We start from the raw sequence: 16,984 nt of genomic DNA on the forward strand, positions 1-16,984 counted from the left end.
TTACCAAAATGCCGATCCATAATCAATATACCATTACGCCTGCCCTTGTAGAAGAGTTCCTTTACGTTGCACTAAATGGGAAGGGATTTTCTATTGATATTGATGATTATGTTGTAGCTGCCCAAATACTTAGGGGAGTGGATGATGTTAAAGAATCACTGGGTGAGATTAAAGTTGCGCTGGCTGCAGTAATATGTCGGAATGCTGAGGAACAACGACACTTTTATACTTTGTTCGATTCTTTTTTCAGTGAAAATGAGGCATTTTTTTTGAGAAAGCAAAAATTGGAGCAAGAAGGGCAATACAAAAAGAAAAAGCGATTTGTTTATTGTGGTATTTCTGCTACGCTTATTGCTATCTTTCTATTTTTGACATTTGCCCCGGTTTTTAAACCTGAAAGCTTAACGATAGATGATTTTAAGCTTGATTCCATTTCCGATCATCATGCGGTTGGCATGCCGTTAAAAATTTCGGTTGCCGATGATTTCTTAAAAGACAAACAATTTGCAGCCAGACAAACATTTATAGAAAAACTATTTAAGCCCAAATTCGATTCTACTGGTTTAAAAACCACTTGGAATTTACAAGATACTACCTTTAATAATAGAAACTTAGTTGAATACCGGTTTGCAAAGCCAGGGACTAAAAAAATCGAAGTCTGGTTTTCTATCCCCAATGTTAGAAAAAAGATAGAAAAGAGTAGCAGTCTGTTGATTTGCGATTCCCTACCAGAAATAAGTTTTTCGGGTAAAGATTTTGTTAATAAAGGCGATACTGTAACATTAAAAGCCGGGAATAATCAGAATAAATCCGTTAAATGGACTATTGACGGACGTGATACCATTACCAGAAACAATATACTCCGATACCATTTTGATTCAGTAAAAACATATCTCATTGGTGGAAAATATTTAAATCAGATCTGTCCCCATAACGTAAACCAAAAAAACATTGACGTAAAAGATTTAGATAAGTTTTCAATAATTAATACACAAACAGGTAAGTTAAAGGCATCAACATTTAAGGAGCTAACCTCGTTTTTTTATATATTGTTCTGGATAATTGGGATTCTGTTTTTATGTGTTTCGCTTTGCTATTTTACACCTTTCTTATATAGGATATACGAAAATGCTCAACTTAAGCTATACGAAAAAATCTTTCCGAATAAACAAGCTGAATACTTACAGGCTACTGAATTACCGACTTTTTTGGGTACTAAAATGCCCGTCGATATCCAATTTTTTAATAAGGATATATTTATCAGTGGTAAGGATGCAATTGTTAAATTGGCTTTTGATTTAAGGAAAAAGATAGAATCGGAAGTGTTTGTCTTAAATCTGAGAAAAACAAGTAAGGCAACCATTCAAAATTTTGGTTTATTCTCGCCGGTTCTACAAAACAAAAATATACAAAGAAGTTATCTGGTTATAATCGATAAAAGTTATGTTAGCAGTCCACAGGTAAAGCTTTTTCAATATTTGGTTTCTTTGCTGCTCGGGAGCCAAGTTGAATTGAATGTATATTATTATATAAAAAGCCCCTTAAACCTTTTCCAAAAGCAGGCTCACAACACCGTGAGCATTAATTATTTGAAAAACCGACACTATCAATCCGTGTTGATCGTTTTTGGCGACGGGTATAACTTTTTGGATGATCAATTTGCCGAGGTATATATTCCGTTCAGAAATGAATTCTCTTATTGGTCTAGCCGATTGCTTATTACGCCTATTGCGGCAGCTGATTGGTCGCTTAACGAGAAAATTCTGGCTTCATTTTTTAATGTATTGCCTGCAGATAATATAGGTTTGATAAATGCTTTTGAGGTTTTACTTAACGAGGTATATAATCAAAAAATTATAGGCACATCTTTATATCAAACCTATTCTTCCAAATTTATCGAATTCGAAGAAATAGAAGAATTAAGAGCCTATGTAAATGATGAGCAGATTTTTCAATGGATTGCTGCAATTGCCGTTTATCCCAAAATTAATTGGGAAGTTATTGTTGCTATAGGTAACCGCTTGGATAATGGTTTGGTAACGTACCAGAACCTGTTAAAAATGTGCAGGATTGATTGGGTACGGCAAGGGGCCTTTCCTACAAAAATTCGTTTGGAACTGTTAAAAAAGCTAACGCTTGAAAATGAAATTAAAACGAGGGAAGCGCTAATTAGATTACTTGAAGAAGATTCTGAAAATGACCAAGAGTCTTTTGCAAATAACGAAAAAATAATGCAGCTCATCGTAAATAAGTTTGTTTTATACAGCAATAATCCACTAAAATATCCGGCATATCGAAAAGAAGAAAAGGAGTTTTTAAAGTTTTATCAAAATGGAAAAATAGGTGATATTCCATTAAAAATTTACTTACAGGGTGTTCATCCTAAAAATAATACTGAAAATTGGGATAACCCATTATCAACAGATTCTGATAACGGAGATAAGCTGTTGCACTATTATAATAATAAGGTCGTGTTGCCCAAAGCCGACAATGTTAAAAGGAAAATAAGGAATAGCCTCTTAATACCATTGATTTTACTCGGTGTTTTATTGTTCTTGGGAGTCCTTATCGGATTTACAAAGCCAAATTTGCCACAACTTGTTAAAACGGAGGTTGTAACAGGCAATGCTAGCAATTGGAAGGTTTTATTAAATAAAAATGTCTGTTATTTGAAATTTAGCCCTTCACGGTTAATCTTATCAAAAAATGGAACTGTGTTACTTGATACAGCTGTTTCTGTAGATACCTCTAAAACAAAGGTCGATACCCTTAACTTAACCGGTTTTGAAAAAGTAGAGGGAGAAAAGTTAGAGTTTAGATTGATTTCAGAAAAGAAAGGTACGATTAGTGAAAGTTTTCAAATAGACAGCTTACAAAGCCATTTGCAGATTTTTAGATCGGATTGTGTTCCGAATGATCCTCCTAATCATCAGGTTTATCTTCGCTATTACCCGGAAAGGCTGAAGGATAGTATGAAAATTTTCCAGGATAAGTTGATAAAAGAGGGATATAATGTGGCTCCTGATCTGGATCGTGAGCAAACGAATTTAAGCGTAGTAAGATATTCAGCTGGTTATGATGCCAATAGGGCGGATATGGTAGCAATACAGGCTGGCGTCTTTTTTCGTAAGGATATTAAGGCCGAAAAAGTTAATGCTACTTTGAATAATCAAATAGAGGTTTGGATAAAGGGAACTGTTGATACCGTACAGATACAATATAATGCTGCTGACCAAAAAGCGATTGCGGATAAATTGAAAAAAGATTTAGAAGCAGTGGGTTATTACGTACAGCAAAATGTAATGGGTGCATTCGATTGGAACAATGAGGTAAGGTACTATCGTCGGGATAATAAAGATAAAGCAACTGCAATATTGAAAATCGTCAGAAATTCTACACTTGGGAGCATGAAAATAAATCAATTGCAATTGAGCCTACCGGAAAAAAATAATAACATTATAAAAGTTTGGCTGAAGGACCTGACTTTGCCACAAAACAGTTGTAAATCGGTTAAAACCAGCAGCAGCTACACTTTTTATTTTGACCGGGATAAAAGTAATATAAGAGCAGAGGATCAAAAAATGATAGACGATTTGTTGAAATTGCTAAGAGATAATCCCGACAATGAAGTTAAGATTACAGCTTACGTAAGTTCTGGTAACACGGAAGCTTACCGGTTACAGCTTGCCAAAGCTTTATCAAATTCTTTTATAAACTATATTATTAAAAATGGAATAAATGCATCTAGGTTAAAAGCCGCTGGGATGGAAGTCCCACTTTCTGGAAATAACTGCGGAAATAGGATTGAAATAAAAATTAATAAAAATAGTATCTGCAAATCAGTTGGATTAGGAGATAGTTATATCATTTATTTTGAAAAGGGAATGCCAACTTTAAGTACAGAAGCAGTACAATTATTAAAGGAATTGGCTAGCAAGTTGGATAAAAACCCCAATATAAAGATAACGGTTAACAGTTATTCTAGAGGTCTGGGTATGAAAATGTCTGAACAATACGGAAATGCAATTAAAAGTCATCTGTCAAATAAAATGGTCAATAAAGAATCAGGACTATATAAGAGTTATAGAGATGATCCTAGTGATAAAACCAATGACTGTGGGGAGAAATCTATTATTATTGTTCAGGATTTTTCTGATACAAAAAATTAGTAAGTACTTTGGTAAGTCAATAATTAATATAGAATCTACTTATTGAAATTAACTATATACCAGCTTTACTTTTATAAAATTCTCAAAATAAATTACTATGCAGCCATAGTAATTTAGAACAGAAATGCTACATTTGATTTACTAACCCTTTATACTAAATGTTATGCATTTTGAATTAAATGAAGAGCAATTAATGATCCAACAGGCGGCCCGCGATTTTGCACAGCAGGAATTAAAGCCTGGAGTAATTGAAAGAGACGAACACCAGAAATTTCCGGCCGAGCAGGTTAAAAAACTCGGAGAGCTTGGTTTCCTGGGGATGATGGTTGATCCAAAATATAACGGTAGCGGCCTCGATACCATATCGTACGTATTGGTAATGGAAGAGCTGTCTAAAATCGATGCCTCTGCCTCTGTAGTGGTATCGGTAAATAATTCGCTCGTTTGTTATGGCCTGGAAAAATATGGGAGCGAAGCCCAAAAGGAAAAATACCTCAAGCCATTGGCCGCTGGCGAAAAGATTGGGGCTTTTTGCCTCTCCGAACCCGAAGCCGGATCGGATGCTACCTCGCAACGAACCACGGCAGAAGATAAAGGAGATTATTATTTACTTAACGGTACCAAAAACTGGATCACCAATGGCAGTACAGCATCAACCTACCTGGTTATTGCCCAAACCCACCCTGAATTAAAACATAAAGGTATAAATGCCTTTATTGTAGAAAAAGGAATGGAAGGCTTTACAGTTGGCCCTAAAGAAAATAAATTGGGTATCCGTGGATCTGATACACATTCTTTGATGTTTAATGATGTAAAAGTACCCAAAGAGAATAGGATAGGTGAAGATGGCTTTGGCTTTAAATTCGCGATGAAAACTTTAGAAGGTGGTCGTATCGGTATTGCTGCCCAGGCTTTGGGGATTGCACAAGGTGCTTTTGAGCTGGCTACACAATATGCAAAAGAACGTAAATCATTCGGCAAACCAATTTCAGAGCACCAGGCCATTGCCTTTAAACTGGCCGATATGGCCACGCAGATCGAAGCCGCAAGGTTATTGGTTTATAAGGCAGCATGGCTGAAAGATCAGGGCTTGCCTTATACGCAGGCTGGTTCTATGGCAAAACTTTATGCTTCAAAAGTGGCTATGGACGTAACTATCGAAGCCGTACAGGTGCATGGAGGTTATGGTTTTGTAAAAGAATACCACGTTGAGCGTTTGATGCGTGATGCCAAAATCACCCAGATTTACGAAGGTACTTCAGAGATCCAGAAAATGGTGATTTCGAGAGAAGTGATCCGTTAGTTTTTGAGCCTGAAGTTGGGAGCCTGGAGTCAACTGGTCCAAACTCCCAACTTAAAATCCCAAACTTAATCCTTCTCTCCCCCTACCGCACTGAATATCGCCTTAATCAGTGCTACCACGATTGCTAAGAATGCAGCGGCAATAAAGCCTGAGGTGTTAAAAGATGTCATCATTTTATCAACCAGTAAAATCATTAAAACCGTAATGATAAATGATACCAGTCCTAAGGTTAAGAAGTTGATCGGAAAAGTTAATAACCTTAAAATGAATCCAATGGTTGCATTCGCAAGTGCAATCAATATTGAGGCGATAATCGCATTGCCATAGCCATCAATGCTTACGCCTGGTACTAGTTTCGCCCCAATAAAGAATGCCAGTCCCGTTAAAAGGATTTCGATAATAAATCTCATAATTGCTTATTTTTGTAAATGTTTAAATTCTTTTTCAACTATTTGGTCGTAGTTGTTGTCATATTTGCACTTTCCTGTTCGAATAGAAACAACAGACCGGTCATTAAGTTTTCGGGAGATAGCTCCTCAATAATAATTAAAAATATTGATGAGGCAAGCCTATTGCAAGTTAAAAATACCTACAATGCTGGTGGCGATACACTTAATCTGATTTCGGTTTCAATAAAACCAGGCGAATCAGACAGTCTCCAGGATGAATTGGAATTGGCTGGAAAAGTTAAAATCCTTGGAGATTCACTTATATTTAATCCCGATCAGCCTTTTGTTAAAGGCAAAGATTACCTGGTGCAAAGTTATATCGGTGTCAAATTTGCTACCATTGGTAACCTCATTACAAGTAGTGCAAAGCATAACTTACAGCCCCAAAAACAAACACTTAGGCGGTAATAATCAGCATAATAATTAGTGCGGGTGTTTGATTTTTCTTAAAAAATTACTACATTTGCATTGTAATCGAAGAAAAGAGAAGGGGACACAGTCCCCTTTTTCTATGAAATCAGGTTAAAATATGCAGGTAGAAAAGAGAGTTGCAGCCCTTGTTGAGGAAAAAATAGCAGACCGTCCGGAGTTGTTCCTGGTAGAGGTTAAGATGTTGCCAAACAATAAATTAATTATACATGTTGATGGTGATGAAGGCATTAACATACAGGATTGTGTAGATATAAGCAGGCATGTTGGTTTTCATCTCGAAGAAGAAAATGCAATAGAACAGGCTTATAATCTGGAAGTTTCTTCGCCTGGTGTTGGCGAACCTTTAAAAATGATCCGTCAGTACAATAAAAATATTGGTCGTACGGTAAGCATCAAGCTGAAAGAGGGGTTGAAAAAAGAAGGAAAACTACTCGCGGTTACAGAAAATAACCTACAGATCGAAGAGTCTGTTAAAGAAAAAGGGAAAAAGGCGGTAGCAGTTCAAACAGATGTGCCGTTTAATGATATATTAGAAACAAGTGTGTTAATTTCATTTAAGTAAAAATGAGTACTACAACAATTAATTTGATCGACTCTTTTCAGGAGTTTAAAGATTTCAAAAATATAGATCGCCCAACAGTGATCAGTGTGCTGGAAGAAGTTTTCCGTAGCATGTTGCGTAAAAAATACGGAACAGACGAAAACTGTGATGTAATTGTAAATCCGGATAACGGGGATTTGGAGATTTGGAGAACGAGAAGGGTAATGGAAGATGGGTTTTCTGAAGATGATGATTTAGAGATTGAGCTTGCTGATGTACACAAACTTGACCCAACTTTAGAAGTTGGCGACGATTATATAGAGCAGATTACTTTAGAAAGTTTTGGCCGCAGGGCAATTTTAGCTGCCCGCCAAACTTTGGTGTCTAAAGTATTGGAATTAGAGAAAGACGAAATCTTCAAAAAATATAAAGATAGGGTTGGTGAAATCATCACCGGTGAGGTTTACCAGGTTTGGAAAAAAGAGACTTTGGTTTTAGATGATGAAGGTAACGAACTTTTAATGCCTAAAACAGAGCAGATCCCGGCCGATTATTTCAAAAAAGGTGATTCTGTAAGAGCAGTAATCTCTAAAGTAGAAATGATCAACGCGAACCCTAAAATTATCATTTCGAGAACAGCACCAGAATTTTTACAACGCCTGTTTGAGCAGGAGGTGCCAGAAATTTTTGATGGTTTAATTACCGTTAAAAAAATTGTTCGTGAGCCTGGAGAACGCGCTAAAGTTGCAGTTGAATCGTACGATGACCGTATTGATCCTGTAGGTGCTTGTGTGGGTATGAAAGGATCCCGCATCCACGGTATCGTTCGTGAATTGAAAAACGAAAACATTGATGTGATTAACTTCACCAATAATATTTCATTATACATTACCCGTGCTTTAAGCCCGGCAAAAATCACTTCCATTAAACTGGATGATGAAACTAAACATGCATCGGTTTACTTAAAGCCAGATCAGGTTTCATTGGCCATTGGACGTGGCGGACACAACATTAAACTGGCTGGTAAATTAACCGGTTACGAAATTGATGTATACCGTGAAGCTGGAGAAGAAAGCGATGAGGATGTTGATTTAGAAGAATTCTCAGATGAGATTGATAGCTGGATCATTGATGAATTAAAGGCTATCGGTTGCGATACTGCCAAGAGTGTATTGGCTCTTACGGTAGAAGATTTGGTAAAACGCACCGACCTTGAAGAGGAAACGATTAAAGAAGTGATTCAAATTTTGAAGTCAGAATTTGAATGAGTGGTGTAATTGCCAAATAAACACTACTTTTGTATTAAATAAAAAACAATAATAGGAGCTAAATGTCAGACGACAAACCAATCATTTTAATTAAAGCTATTAAAGAACTTAATATAGGCATGGGTACGGCCGTTGAGTTTTTAAACAAAAAGGGATTCTCTGCCGAGAAAAGCCCTATGTTTAAACTTACGGGAGACATGTATAATGCCTTGTTAAAAGAGTATCAGGGAGATAAGATCGTAAGAGAAGAAGCCAAACAAATAGTGATTGGTAAAATACGTCGTGACGAGCCTGAGACTGAAAAGCCAGTAGAAGCGCCGAAAAAAAATACCGATTTTGAGAAAAATGAAGAGATTTTAATTAAAAATGCTCAATCATTTACCCCTCCGGTAGAGAAACCAAAGGTTGTAGAAAGCCCTAAGGTAGATACGCCGGCACCTGCGGCAGCAGTAACGCCAGTAAAAGAAACTAAACCGGAAGAAACCGGATTGCCTGGAGTTAAAATTGTAGGAAAGATAGATTTAAATGATCTTAACTCGAAAACACGCCCGGTTAAGAAAGAAGAAACACCTGCTGCGTCAGCACCTGTTGTAGAACAACAGGTGGTTAAATCACCAGAACCTGTAAAGCCGGTTGAACAACCTAAAGTGGAAGAAAAACCGGTTGAGGCTAAAAAAGAAGAAACTCCTTCTACACCGGCACCGGTTGCAGAAACACCCGTGGTTAAAACAGCTGAGCCTGTAAAACCAGTTGAACAACCTAAAGCGGAGGAGAAAACTGCTGATGCTAAACCGGCAAACAATGAACCTGAGGTAATTAAAGCACGGACTGTTAAATTATCTGGTCCGAATATTATTGGTAAAATTGATTTACCAACCGCACCAGACCGCAGAAATGGTCCGGTTGCTTCGTCTAGCGATAGCGAGGCCGCAAAACGTAAGCGTAAACGTAAAAAAACTCCGGGAGCACCAGGTCAACACGGTGGTCAAGGCCAGCAAGGACAAAATAATCCTGCAGGTCAAGGTCAGGGAGGTGCACCGGGACAGCCTCGTCAACCTTATCAAGGCAACAGGCCAGGTGGCGGTACACCATACCAGGGTAACAGACCAGCCGGACAAGGTGGTACTCCTTACCAGGGAAACAGAAACAATAACAATAACAGGCCAGGTTTCCAAAATAGAAATGCCGCACCAAGCGGACCTAAAGAGGAACCTACTGAAAAGGAAATTCAAGATCAGATTAAGGCAACACTTGCCCGTTTAAGTGGTGCCGGTAAATCAGGTAAGTTTGCACAACGTGCTAAATTACGCCGTCAGAAACGTGATGATGTTGCATCTAATGCTGAAGAGGCTGCAAATGAGCTTGAATCGCAATCGAAAATATTAAAAGTAACAGAATTTGTTACGGCTAATGAGTTAGCGAACATGATGGATGTACCGGTTACCAAAATTATTGGTACCTGTATGAGCCTTGGTATGTTTGTTTCCATTAACCAACGTCTAGACGCTGAAACTTTAACCATTGTTGCCGATGAGTTTGGTTACGAAATCCAATTCGTTAAACCGGATGAAGAGGAGGATAATGTAATTGAGGAAGAAGATAACGAAGAAGATTTAATCGAAAGAGCTCCGGTTGTTACGATTATGGGACACGTAGATCATGGTAAAACCTCATTGCTGGATTATATCCGTAAAGCCAACGTAGTAGCTGGTGAGGCGGGAGGTATTACCCAGCACATTGGTGCCTATATGGTAACCACTCCGTCTGGTAAAAAAGTAACGTTCTTGGATACTCCGGGTCACGAAGCTTTTACCGCGATGCGTGCACGTGGTGCTAAGGCTGCTGATATTGCGATTATTGTAATCGCTGCTGATGATGCCGTGATGCCTCAAACAAAAGAGGCAATTAACCACGCACAGGCTGCAGGTGTACCGTTGGTATTTGCTTTCACCAAAGTGGATAAACCAGGTGCAAACGCAGATAAAGTACGCGAACAATTATCGGTAATGAACATTTTGGTAGAAGACTGGGGTGGTAAATATCAATCGCAGGAAATTTCGAGCAAAAGCGGCTTAAATGTTGATTTACTTTTAGATAAAGTACTATTAGAAGCCGAGTTACTAGAATTGAAAGCTAATCCGAATAAGCGTGCTACAGGTACGGTAATCGAATCGGCACTAGATAAAGGACGTGGTATTGTAACTACAGTACTCGTTCAGGGTGGTACCTTAAAAGTTGGAGATCCAATTTTAGCAGGTAGCTACAGCGGACGTGTAAAAGCATTAACCAACGAGCGTGGTGCAAAAGTAGACTCAGCAGGCCCATCACAGCCGGTACAGGTTTTGGGTATGCAGGGCGCTCCTACAGCAGGCGATCGATTTAATGCTTTAGAAAGTGAAACTGAAGCACGTGATATTGCAAACAAACGGATGCAGTTGCAGCGCGAGCAGGGCTTACGTACGCAGAAACACATTACTTTGGACGAGATTGGTCGTCGTTTGGCAATTGGTAACTTTAAAGAGCTTAACATTATCGTTAAGGGTGATGTGGATGGTTCTATCGAAGCCTTGTCAGATTCATTACTGAAACTATCTACCGAGCAGATCCAGATCAATGTGATCAGCAAAGGTGTTGGGCAGATTTCAGAATCCGATGTATTGTTAGCTTCAGCTTCTGATGCGATCATTATCGGTTTCCAGGTTCGTCCATCAACAGGTGCACGTAAACTGGCTGAAGCTGAGCAGATCGATATCCGTTTATATTCTATCATTTACGATGCCATCAACGAGATTAAATCGGCTATGGAGGGTATGTTGGATCCGGAATTTGAAGAGAAAATTGTGGCTAATGTGGAGATCCGCGAAACCTTCAAAATCACTAAAGTGGGTACCATTGCAGGTTGTATGGTATTGGATGGTAAAATTACCCGTAACAGCAAAATCCGCGTAGTGCGTGACGGTGTGGTAATTTATACCGGTGAATTGGCTTCGTTAAAACGCTTTAAAGATGATGTAAAAGAAGTAGCCAAAGGTTACGAGTGTGGTTTAAATATCCAGAACTTTAACAACATCGAAGTGGGCGATATCGTAGAAGCTTACGAACAGGTAGAAGTAGCTAGAAAGCTATAATATCTAAATAATATAAAATTTGAAGTGGCCCGAAACGGCCACTTTTTTTATGCCGCTAAATTTTTTATCTCAAAAATATCGGATAATTTTAAGATTAAAAACTAAAAATATCGGATATTTTTAAGATTATACCTTAAAATTATCGATATTTGTATTTAGGATTTATTTTATGGAAAGATCAACGGCACTAAAATCTCTAAAAAATCACCTCGCTAAGCCTCAGCATACCATTTTGATAGGGCCGAGACAGATTGGCAAAACCACGCTTGTTAAACAACTGGCAGAGCAGTTGCAGAATGATAATGAGCTGGTTTATTTCTTAACTTTTGAAGATCCTGCCATTTTAGAGGCTGTAAATAACCATGCTGAAAATATATTCAACTATACCTTATTACCGGCTGATGTACCAGCAGATAAGCGCTTGTACATTATCATAGATGAGGTGCAGTATGCAAAAGACCCTAGTAATTTTTTAAAGCTCCTATACGATAAATATTCGCCAAAACTAAAAATTATTGCAACAGGGAGCAGTGCCTTTTATATTGATAAAAGTTTTAAGGATAGCCTGGCGGGTAGGAAAAAGGTATTTGAATTTTTTCCTTTGGCTTTTGATGAATTTCTCCATTTTAAAGGTGAAGATGTTTTAATCACTGAGTGGGAACAGATGATCAGGAGACCATCCTATCAAGGTCTTCAATTGAATCGTATAAGTGTTTTATTTGATGAATATCTGATTTACGGCGGTTATCCAGCTGTCGTTTTGGCTGATACTGAACAGGAAAAGCAGGAGATGCTTAAAGAGCTTGTAAACAGTTACATGAAAAAGGATGCTTTAGAAGCTGGTATTAAAGAAGAACTTAAGTTTTTTCAATTGGCAAGACTATTGGCAGACCAGACTGGGAATCTCGTAAATAATCATGAGCTGGGAAATACCCTGCAAATGGCCAGTTCTACGGTAGAAAATTATATTTACCTCATGCAGAAAACCTTTATTGTGCAGCTGTTATCTCCTTTTTATGGTAATGTGCGAAAAGAATTAACCAAAATGCAAAAGATTTATTTTAATGATAATGGCTTGCGGAATGCATTGTTGAATAATTTTTCGAAGTTAAACGATAGAGCAGACAAAGGCGAATTATTAGAAAATTATACATATTGTAGATTAAGACAGTTATACGATGCTGATAGCCTCCATTTTTGGCGTACTGCCGATGGTAACGAAGTAGATTTCGTGGTTGAAGAACAATTAAAAACAGGCCTTGCTTACGAAGTTAAATATAACGATGCCCAGTTTAAACCTAACAAGTATAAAAAATTTGTGGAGGCCTATCCTAATTTTGACTTGAAATGTATTTGTAAGATAAGCGCCAAAGAGGGATCAATAGAGGCGATTCGATTATAGTTTGTTGACCAGAAGATAAATATGGAGCATTAAATTTTTTTGTTCTTTTTATTGAAGCAAAATTTCATTTTCTGTAGGTAATCCGATAGTGTTAAGAAGCAGGTTGGTGAAAGATATTACTAGCAAGATGAACCAAATATTATGATATATTATGGGGCCAGCTGAGATTTAACAAAAGAGGGATGATAAAATAAATCCCTCTTTTTTCAAATAATATAGTTGTCCTATTTCCCATGTCTATATAGTCCTATTGTTTGTTGTCGTGATCAACCCTATCATTTGTACTTACCAGCCTCATTTCATTTTACCTTCCAATTAACCACCTGGCTTTGGGTATTTTGTTAATCACCGAGACGATTAGGATTGAGCCTGTGTACACAATAAGAAATGTCATTAACTGAATACCTAAGAAGTAATAAGCTGATTTATTTTCAAAGCTTATATGAAGCGGCCTAAAAATTAAAGGCATTAATCTAAACACTAAAATTTGATGTACCAGATATATTCCGAAGGTGAGAACACTGGGGTTAAATCGCTTGATTTGGATTTTAGAGCCAAGTTTATACAAGAAAACAAAACTCAGTAAGGAGTAAATTATATTAGTTATCCTTAATGTATTAAAAGGATCGGTTGGTAACAGCTTAAGTAGGTAATAACTCTCTAAACTTGCCAAAGAAAAGGCTACCATTAATAATATATAAATTAAAGACATTGAGATTTTGCCAACAAAGGATTTAAACTGATCATAGTATTTATTGATCTGTACACCTAACCATAAATAAAATATAAATCCGAACAAGGCTGTAGTGTGTGAAGTAGGTATAAGGTCAATATAAAGATTAATAGAATAAAAAATTGATAATAATAAGAGTGCTATGCCAAGTTTCATGGAATATAAATACTTCCTGAAAAGAAGCAATATGGCTATGCATATAAGGAAATTGGGAATAAACCAAAAACTTGTAGTAAAAACAATATTTTCGATGTTTAGAAGTACATTCTGGGCACTTATAGTCAGGAATGGATTCTCTCCATATTTGATATTTTTTACAATAACATCGAGGTAATTGGTAACTAGCAGAATTATTACCCAAAAAAGCCAGGGTTTTAGCGTGTTTTGAATCCTTCTTTGAAGATATTCTTTCGTGCTATATTTTGTGAATTTGTCGCCGATTAAAAAACCCGCGAGCAAGAAAAAAATTATCGTCCCAAACTTAAAAACCTGTAAGCTAAAAATCTGGACTATTTTTTCGTTGAGCGTATTAAACTTAGCTCCAAAAAAGAAAGAACTGTGCTCCATTACAATTCCAAACATGGATATGAAACGCAACGAGTCAATGAAATCGTAATTTATTTTAGAGGAATTTATATTAGAAGTGCTCAAATTTAATTCTTATTAAAAACATGGTTAACGGCTCTATCGAAGTTTTCTTTTTCAGCAAAGATTTTCTGTTTGTAATCACTAAATAATTGAATTTTATCTTCAAATTTATTTAAAGTTAACATAATTTGGTTAGCAACTGCTTCCGGACTATCAATAGCCTCATTAAATTTAAAGCCCTCGGGTAAAGGAACATCATCTTGATATGCCGCAGACCCTTGGCTTCCGGTAATTACACAACAAGACATTAAAATGGCCTCTCGTGGCATACGTTCCTGGCCAGGGTGGTAACCAAAATCAATATAAAGCTTGCTTTTGTTCATCCAATATGCTACTTCATCGGGCGACATGTTAACTAATGCTTTCCAAGATAGGTCAGGGCAGAGCGCCTTCACACGCTCTAGATATTCGCCATTCTTTTTTGGATTGTATAGTACAAAATCCTCTTTTTTGACATGATTGGCTATCTTCTCATAGAAGGAATCGCTCATATAATCAGAGATTTTTCCAATAATTTCCAATTTATTGGTTTTTAAGAAATCCATTGAAAAATGAGAATGCGCCAGGTTTAAAACTCTTTTTCTTTTTAATGCAGAAATGGTAGGTAGTGGTGCATATTTTTTAGGATTTAAATAGGACTTGATGCCGTAGAATTTTTTATGTTTTACCTTTTCCTTCTCTTGGTTAAAAGTAATTTGATAATTTGTAACACTTAACCACCAAACAATTTTTTTTATGGCATTATATTTTGCCTTGAAAATTGGAGCTAAATATGTTTCTGGTAAGATGATTATATTGTTTTTACTATTTACAATCTCATCAGTATAAGATAAGTTATATTTTAAATAGTTAGGGTGAACAGGGTCTTGATCTGTTTTTAAGATATAGTGCATAAAAACATTAAAGCCTAAACTATTTAGTCTGTGCCCAAGTTGATGAAGAGCTTCAGGACCTCCTGTGGCAAAATTAGCCGGGCAAAAAATATAAAATATGGAGTTTGAATTAACTTGCATTAAACAGATATATAATATTTTGATCGTCAAAAATAATCAATAAAATAGGTTTGAAAAGATTATTCTTTGACTGTGGGTATGCATTAGATTTTTTAACAACTCAAAGCTTAAAATTTGATTAAATGCTGAAATTTACCAGATATTTTGACTTAACGATATCTAACTAAGGCCAAGCTATGTTTTTATTTCTACAATAGGTACTGTTTTTTATTTTATTTTTGAAGGAGATGATATCAATAATTATAGCCTCGGTAAATAAAGATCAGCTTTCTGATATTAAAGAGAACATTGCCGCAACCATAGGAGCAGAGCATGAAATTATCAGTTTTGATAATGCTGATGGAAAACGTGGATTATGCGAAATTTATAATGAAGGAGCGAAGCGGGCCAAATATGAGCTGCTTTGCTATATGCACGAGGATATCAGTATTAGAACGAAAGACTGGGGTAGTATCGTTGCAGCTATTTTTAATGAAGATCAGAAAATAGGGCTGATTGGCATAGCCGGGAGCAGTTATAAAACTCAAGTTCCGTCTGGATGGTTTTGTAGCGCTGGTGAAAAAAAAACCAATTATATTAATATCCTTCAACGTTATAAATTTAGCGAAGAGAAAACACAACACATTTCTCAAAATGTAAAAAATGAAAAATATTCAAGTGTAGTTGTGGTAGATGGAGTTTGGTTCTGTACAAAAAAAGAAATCGTTAAAGTTCATAATTTTGATGAGGAAACATTTAAAAAGTTTCATTGTTATGATCTCGATTTTTCACTTCAAGTACAAAAAACACATCGTGCAGTTGTAACCTTTCAGGTACTATTAGAACATTTCTCAGAAGGAAATTATGGTAAAACCTGGGTAGAGGAAACATTAAAATTACATGAAAAATGGGCAGCTGATTTACCTATAGATCTGGAGGGTTTATCAAAAAAAGAAATTTTCTTTACTGAAAAACATTCATTCAAATTCTTTCTGAAGCAGATGAAAATAGTAGGGTATAAAAAGATAGAAATATTCAAGATATTTTGGCGAAGTAAGCTAAAAAGTACCTTTAGTCTGTTTTTAATGTTAAATAAAGAAATTTGGCGCAGTTAAATCTGATAACCAGCTTCTTTAAAGTATGGTTTCCAAAAATGAATGTTTTTATCCCAGGCATGACAACCAAAAGGCATGTTTCCATTAAGTAAAGCCATTGCCCTTTGCGGAGCTGTTTCAATAGAAAAGTTCAATGCCTTTTTATAAGTAGGAATCTTTATTCTCTTTTTCTTTCGATTCACTTCTACGGTCCAAAACATGTCCTCGTTATAGTCGCTGCTTTTCCGGCCAACATAATTCTCTATGAGTTCTTTTTCCTGGATACAAACATTATAAAAGGATTTAACTTTTCTCAAAGAAAAGCCCCCATTGCCGACGTAATTGTACAATTGCCGTTCAATATCAGGCCTGCCCTGTTTATCAAGTAAATTATACCTTCTATGCAGGTAAGACCTAAGTTTCTCTTTAATTCTTTTAAATAAAGTCGGAAATTCTTTTTCTCTCAACCATGGCGCACCTATATAATCATAACCCAGGTTGCACCAATATTCCAATTCATTTTTAAATACGAAAGCATCCAATTGATAGATGAGCAGATAATTATAACTCAGGAATTTCTCATAAAAGTGTTCCGAAAGCATTAAATCGTTATAACTAAACACGCTCTTAAAATAAAAACTTGGGAAAGAAACCTCACTGTAGGAGAATCCTATCTGCATATTCGATGTTTCCAGGTCATCTGGTTTAAGTATTACTATATCATAATCAGACAATAACTTTCCACATTGGGTCAATGCTATCTTTTCGTAAATTGAAAGCTCGGATTTATAAATTGGTATTACAATTACGCAGGAACTATTCATT

12 protein-coding genes are annotated in these 16,984 nt (G+C 36.5%); 8 read left to right on the forward strand and 4 right to left on the reverse strand.

Annotated features, from left to right (window positions below):
- Positions 1-8: 8 nt before the first annotated feature.
- Together ACFSR6_RS09855 and ACFSR6_RS09860 are read left to right on the forward strand one after the other, a co-directional pair.
- Positions 9-4,169, forward strand: coding sequence for an OmpA family protein (locus tag ACFSR6_RS09855; protein WP_379078219.1), 4,161 nt, complete (start codon positions 9-11; stop codon positions 4,167-4,169).
- 163 nt (positions 4,170-4,332) lie between these two features.
- On the forward strand, positions 4,333-5,472 hold the full coding sequence (locus ACFSR6_RS09860; RefSeq protein ID WP_183766080.1) for an acyl-CoA dehydrogenase: 1,140 nt from the start codon (positions 4,333-4,335) through the stop codon (positions 5,470-5,472).
- A gap of 65 nt (positions 5,473-5,537) precedes the next feature.
- On the opposite strand, the gene ACFSR6_RS09865 is transcribed toward ACFSR6_RS09860, so the two are convergent.
- Entirely contained in the window at positions 5,538-5,882 is a 345-nt protein-coding gene (locus ACFSR6_RS09865) for a phage holin family protein (protein WP_379078221.1), read from the reverse strand.
- Between the two features lie 18 nt (positions 5,883-5,900).
- On the opposite strand from ACFSR6_RS09865, the gene ACFSR6_RS09870 reads away from it, so the two are divergent.
- The 5 genes from ACFSR6_RS09870 (at position 5,901) to ACFSR6_RS09890 (ending at position 12,692) form a co-directional block, all read left to right on the forward strand.
- Complete coding sequence (locus ACFSR6_RS09870; protein ID WP_379078223.1) at positions 5,901-6,329, forward strand: hypothetical protein; 429 nt, start codon at positions 5,901-5,903, stop codon at positions 6,327-6,329.
- Positions 6,330-6,450: 121 nt separating this feature from the next.
- Positions 6,451-6,915 carry a ribosome assembly cofactor RimP gene (rimP, locus tag ACFSR6_RS09875; RefSeq protein WP_379078225.1) on the forward strand — a complete coding sequence of 155 codons (465 nt, stop codon included), beginning with the start codon at positions 6,451-6,453 and terminating at the stop codon, positions 6,913-6,915.
- 2 nt (positions 6,916-6,917) lie between these two features.
- On the forward strand, positions 6,918-8,162 hold the full coding sequence (gene nusA / locus ACFSR6_RS09880) for a transcription termination factor NusA (protein ID WP_183766072.1): 1,245 nt from the start codon (positions 6,918-6,920) through the stop codon (positions 8,160-8,162).
- 62 nt (positions 8,163-8,224) lie between these two features.
- Complete coding sequence (gene infB, locus ACFSR6_RS09885; RefSeq protein WP_379078227.1) at positions 8,225-11,290, forward strand: translation initiation factor IF-2; 3,066 nt, start codon at positions 8,225-8,227, stop codon at positions 11,288-11,290.
- 169 nt (positions 11,291-11,459) lie between these two features.
- The gene (locus ACFSR6_RS09890; protein WP_379078229.1) at positions 11,460-12,692 is read left to right on the forward strand and encodes an ATP-binding protein; all 1,233 of its coding nucleotides are present in this window, start codon (positions 11,460-11,462) and stop codon (positions 12,690-12,692) included.
- Between the two features lie 304 nt (positions 12,693-12,996).
- On the opposite strand, the gene ACFSR6_RS09895 is transcribed toward ACFSR6_RS09890, so the two are convergent.
- Together ACFSR6_RS09895 and ACFSR6_RS09900 are read right to left on the reverse strand one after the other, a co-directional pair.
- Entirely contained in the window at positions 12,997-14,076 is a 1,080-nt protein-coding gene (locus ACFSR6_RS09895) for an acyltransferase family protein (protein WP_379078231.1), read from the reverse strand.
- 2 nt (positions 14,077-14,078) lie between these two features.
- Positions 14,079-15,086: a hypothetical protein gene (locus ACFSR6_RS09900; RefSeq protein ID WP_379078233.1), complete on the reverse strand. Its 1,008-nt coding sequence runs from the start codon at positions 15,084-15,086 to the stop codon at positions 14,079-14,081.
- A gap of 227 nt (positions 15,087-15,313) precedes the next feature.
- Between ACFSR6_RS09900 and ACFSR6_RS09905 the strand changes: the two genes are divergently transcribed.
- On the forward strand, positions 15,314-16,180 hold the full coding sequence (locus tag ACFSR6_RS09905; RefSeq protein ID WP_379078235.1) for a glycosyltransferase: 867 nt from the start codon (positions 15,314-15,316) through the stop codon (positions 16,178-16,180).
- Here the strand turns inward: ACFSR6_RS09905 and ACFSR6_RS09910 are convergent.
- Positions 16,177-16,983 carry a DUF5672 family protein gene (locus ACFSR6_RS09910; RefSeq protein WP_379078237.1) on the reverse strand — a complete coding sequence of 269 codons (807 nt, stop codon included), beginning with the start codon at positions 16,981-16,983 and terminating at the stop codon, positions 16,177-16,179. The genes ACFSR6_RS09905 and ACFSR6_RS09910 overlap by 4 nt on opposite strands.
- Between the last annotated feature and the right edge of the window lies 1 nt (position 16,984).

Origin of the sequence: Pedobacter vanadiisoli (assembly GCF_042684385.1) — a bacterium.
In the GTDB taxonomy this organism is placed as follows: domain Bacteria; phylum Bacteroidota; class Bacteroidia; order Sphingobacteriales; family Sphingobacteriaceae; genus Pedobacter; species Pedobacter vanadiisoli.

Coding starts and splice junctions, on each gene's coding strand:
- nusA (WP_183766072.1), top strand. CDS start 6,918: ATGAGTACTACAACAATTAATTTGATCGACTCTTTTCAGGAGTTTAAA.
- ACFSR6_RS09870 (WP_379078223.1), top strand. CDS start 5,901: ATGTTTAAATTCTTTTTCAACTATTTGGTCGTAGTTGTTGTCATATTT.
- ACFSR6_RS09860 (WP_183766080.1), top strand. CDS start 4,333: ATGCATTTTGAATTAAATGAAGAGCAATTAATGATCCAACAGGCGGCC.
- rimP (WP_379078225.1), top strand. CDS start 6,451: ATGCAGGTAGAAAAGAGAGTTGCAGCCCTTGTTGAGGAAAAAATAGCA.
- ACFSR6_RS09900 (WP_379078233.1), bottom strand. CDS start 15,086: ATGCAAGTTAATTCAAACTCCATATTTTATATTTTTTGCCCGGCTAAT.
- infB (WP_379078227.1), top strand. CDS start 8,225: ATGTCAGACGACAAACCAATCATTTTAATTAAAGCTATTAAAGAACTT.
- ACFSR6_RS09855 (WP_379078219.1), top strand. CDS start 9: ATGCCGATCCATAATCAATATACCATTACGCCTGCCCTTGTAGAAGAG.
- ACFSR6_RS09905 (WP_379078235.1), top strand. CDS start 15,314: ATGATATCAATAATTATAGCCTCGGTAAATAAAGATCAGCTTTCTGAT.
- ACFSR6_RS09910 (WP_379078237.1), bottom strand. CDS start 16,983: ATGAATAGTTCCTGCGTAATTGTAATACCAATTTATAAATCCGAGCTT.
- ACFSR6_RS09865 (WP_379078221.1), bottom strand. CDS start 5,882: ATGAGATTTATTATCGAAATCCTTTTAACGGGACTGGCATTCTTTATT.
- ACFSR6_RS09890 (WP_379078229.1), top strand. CDS start 11,460: ATGGAAAGATCAACGGCACTAAAATCTCTAAAAAATCACCTCGCTAAG.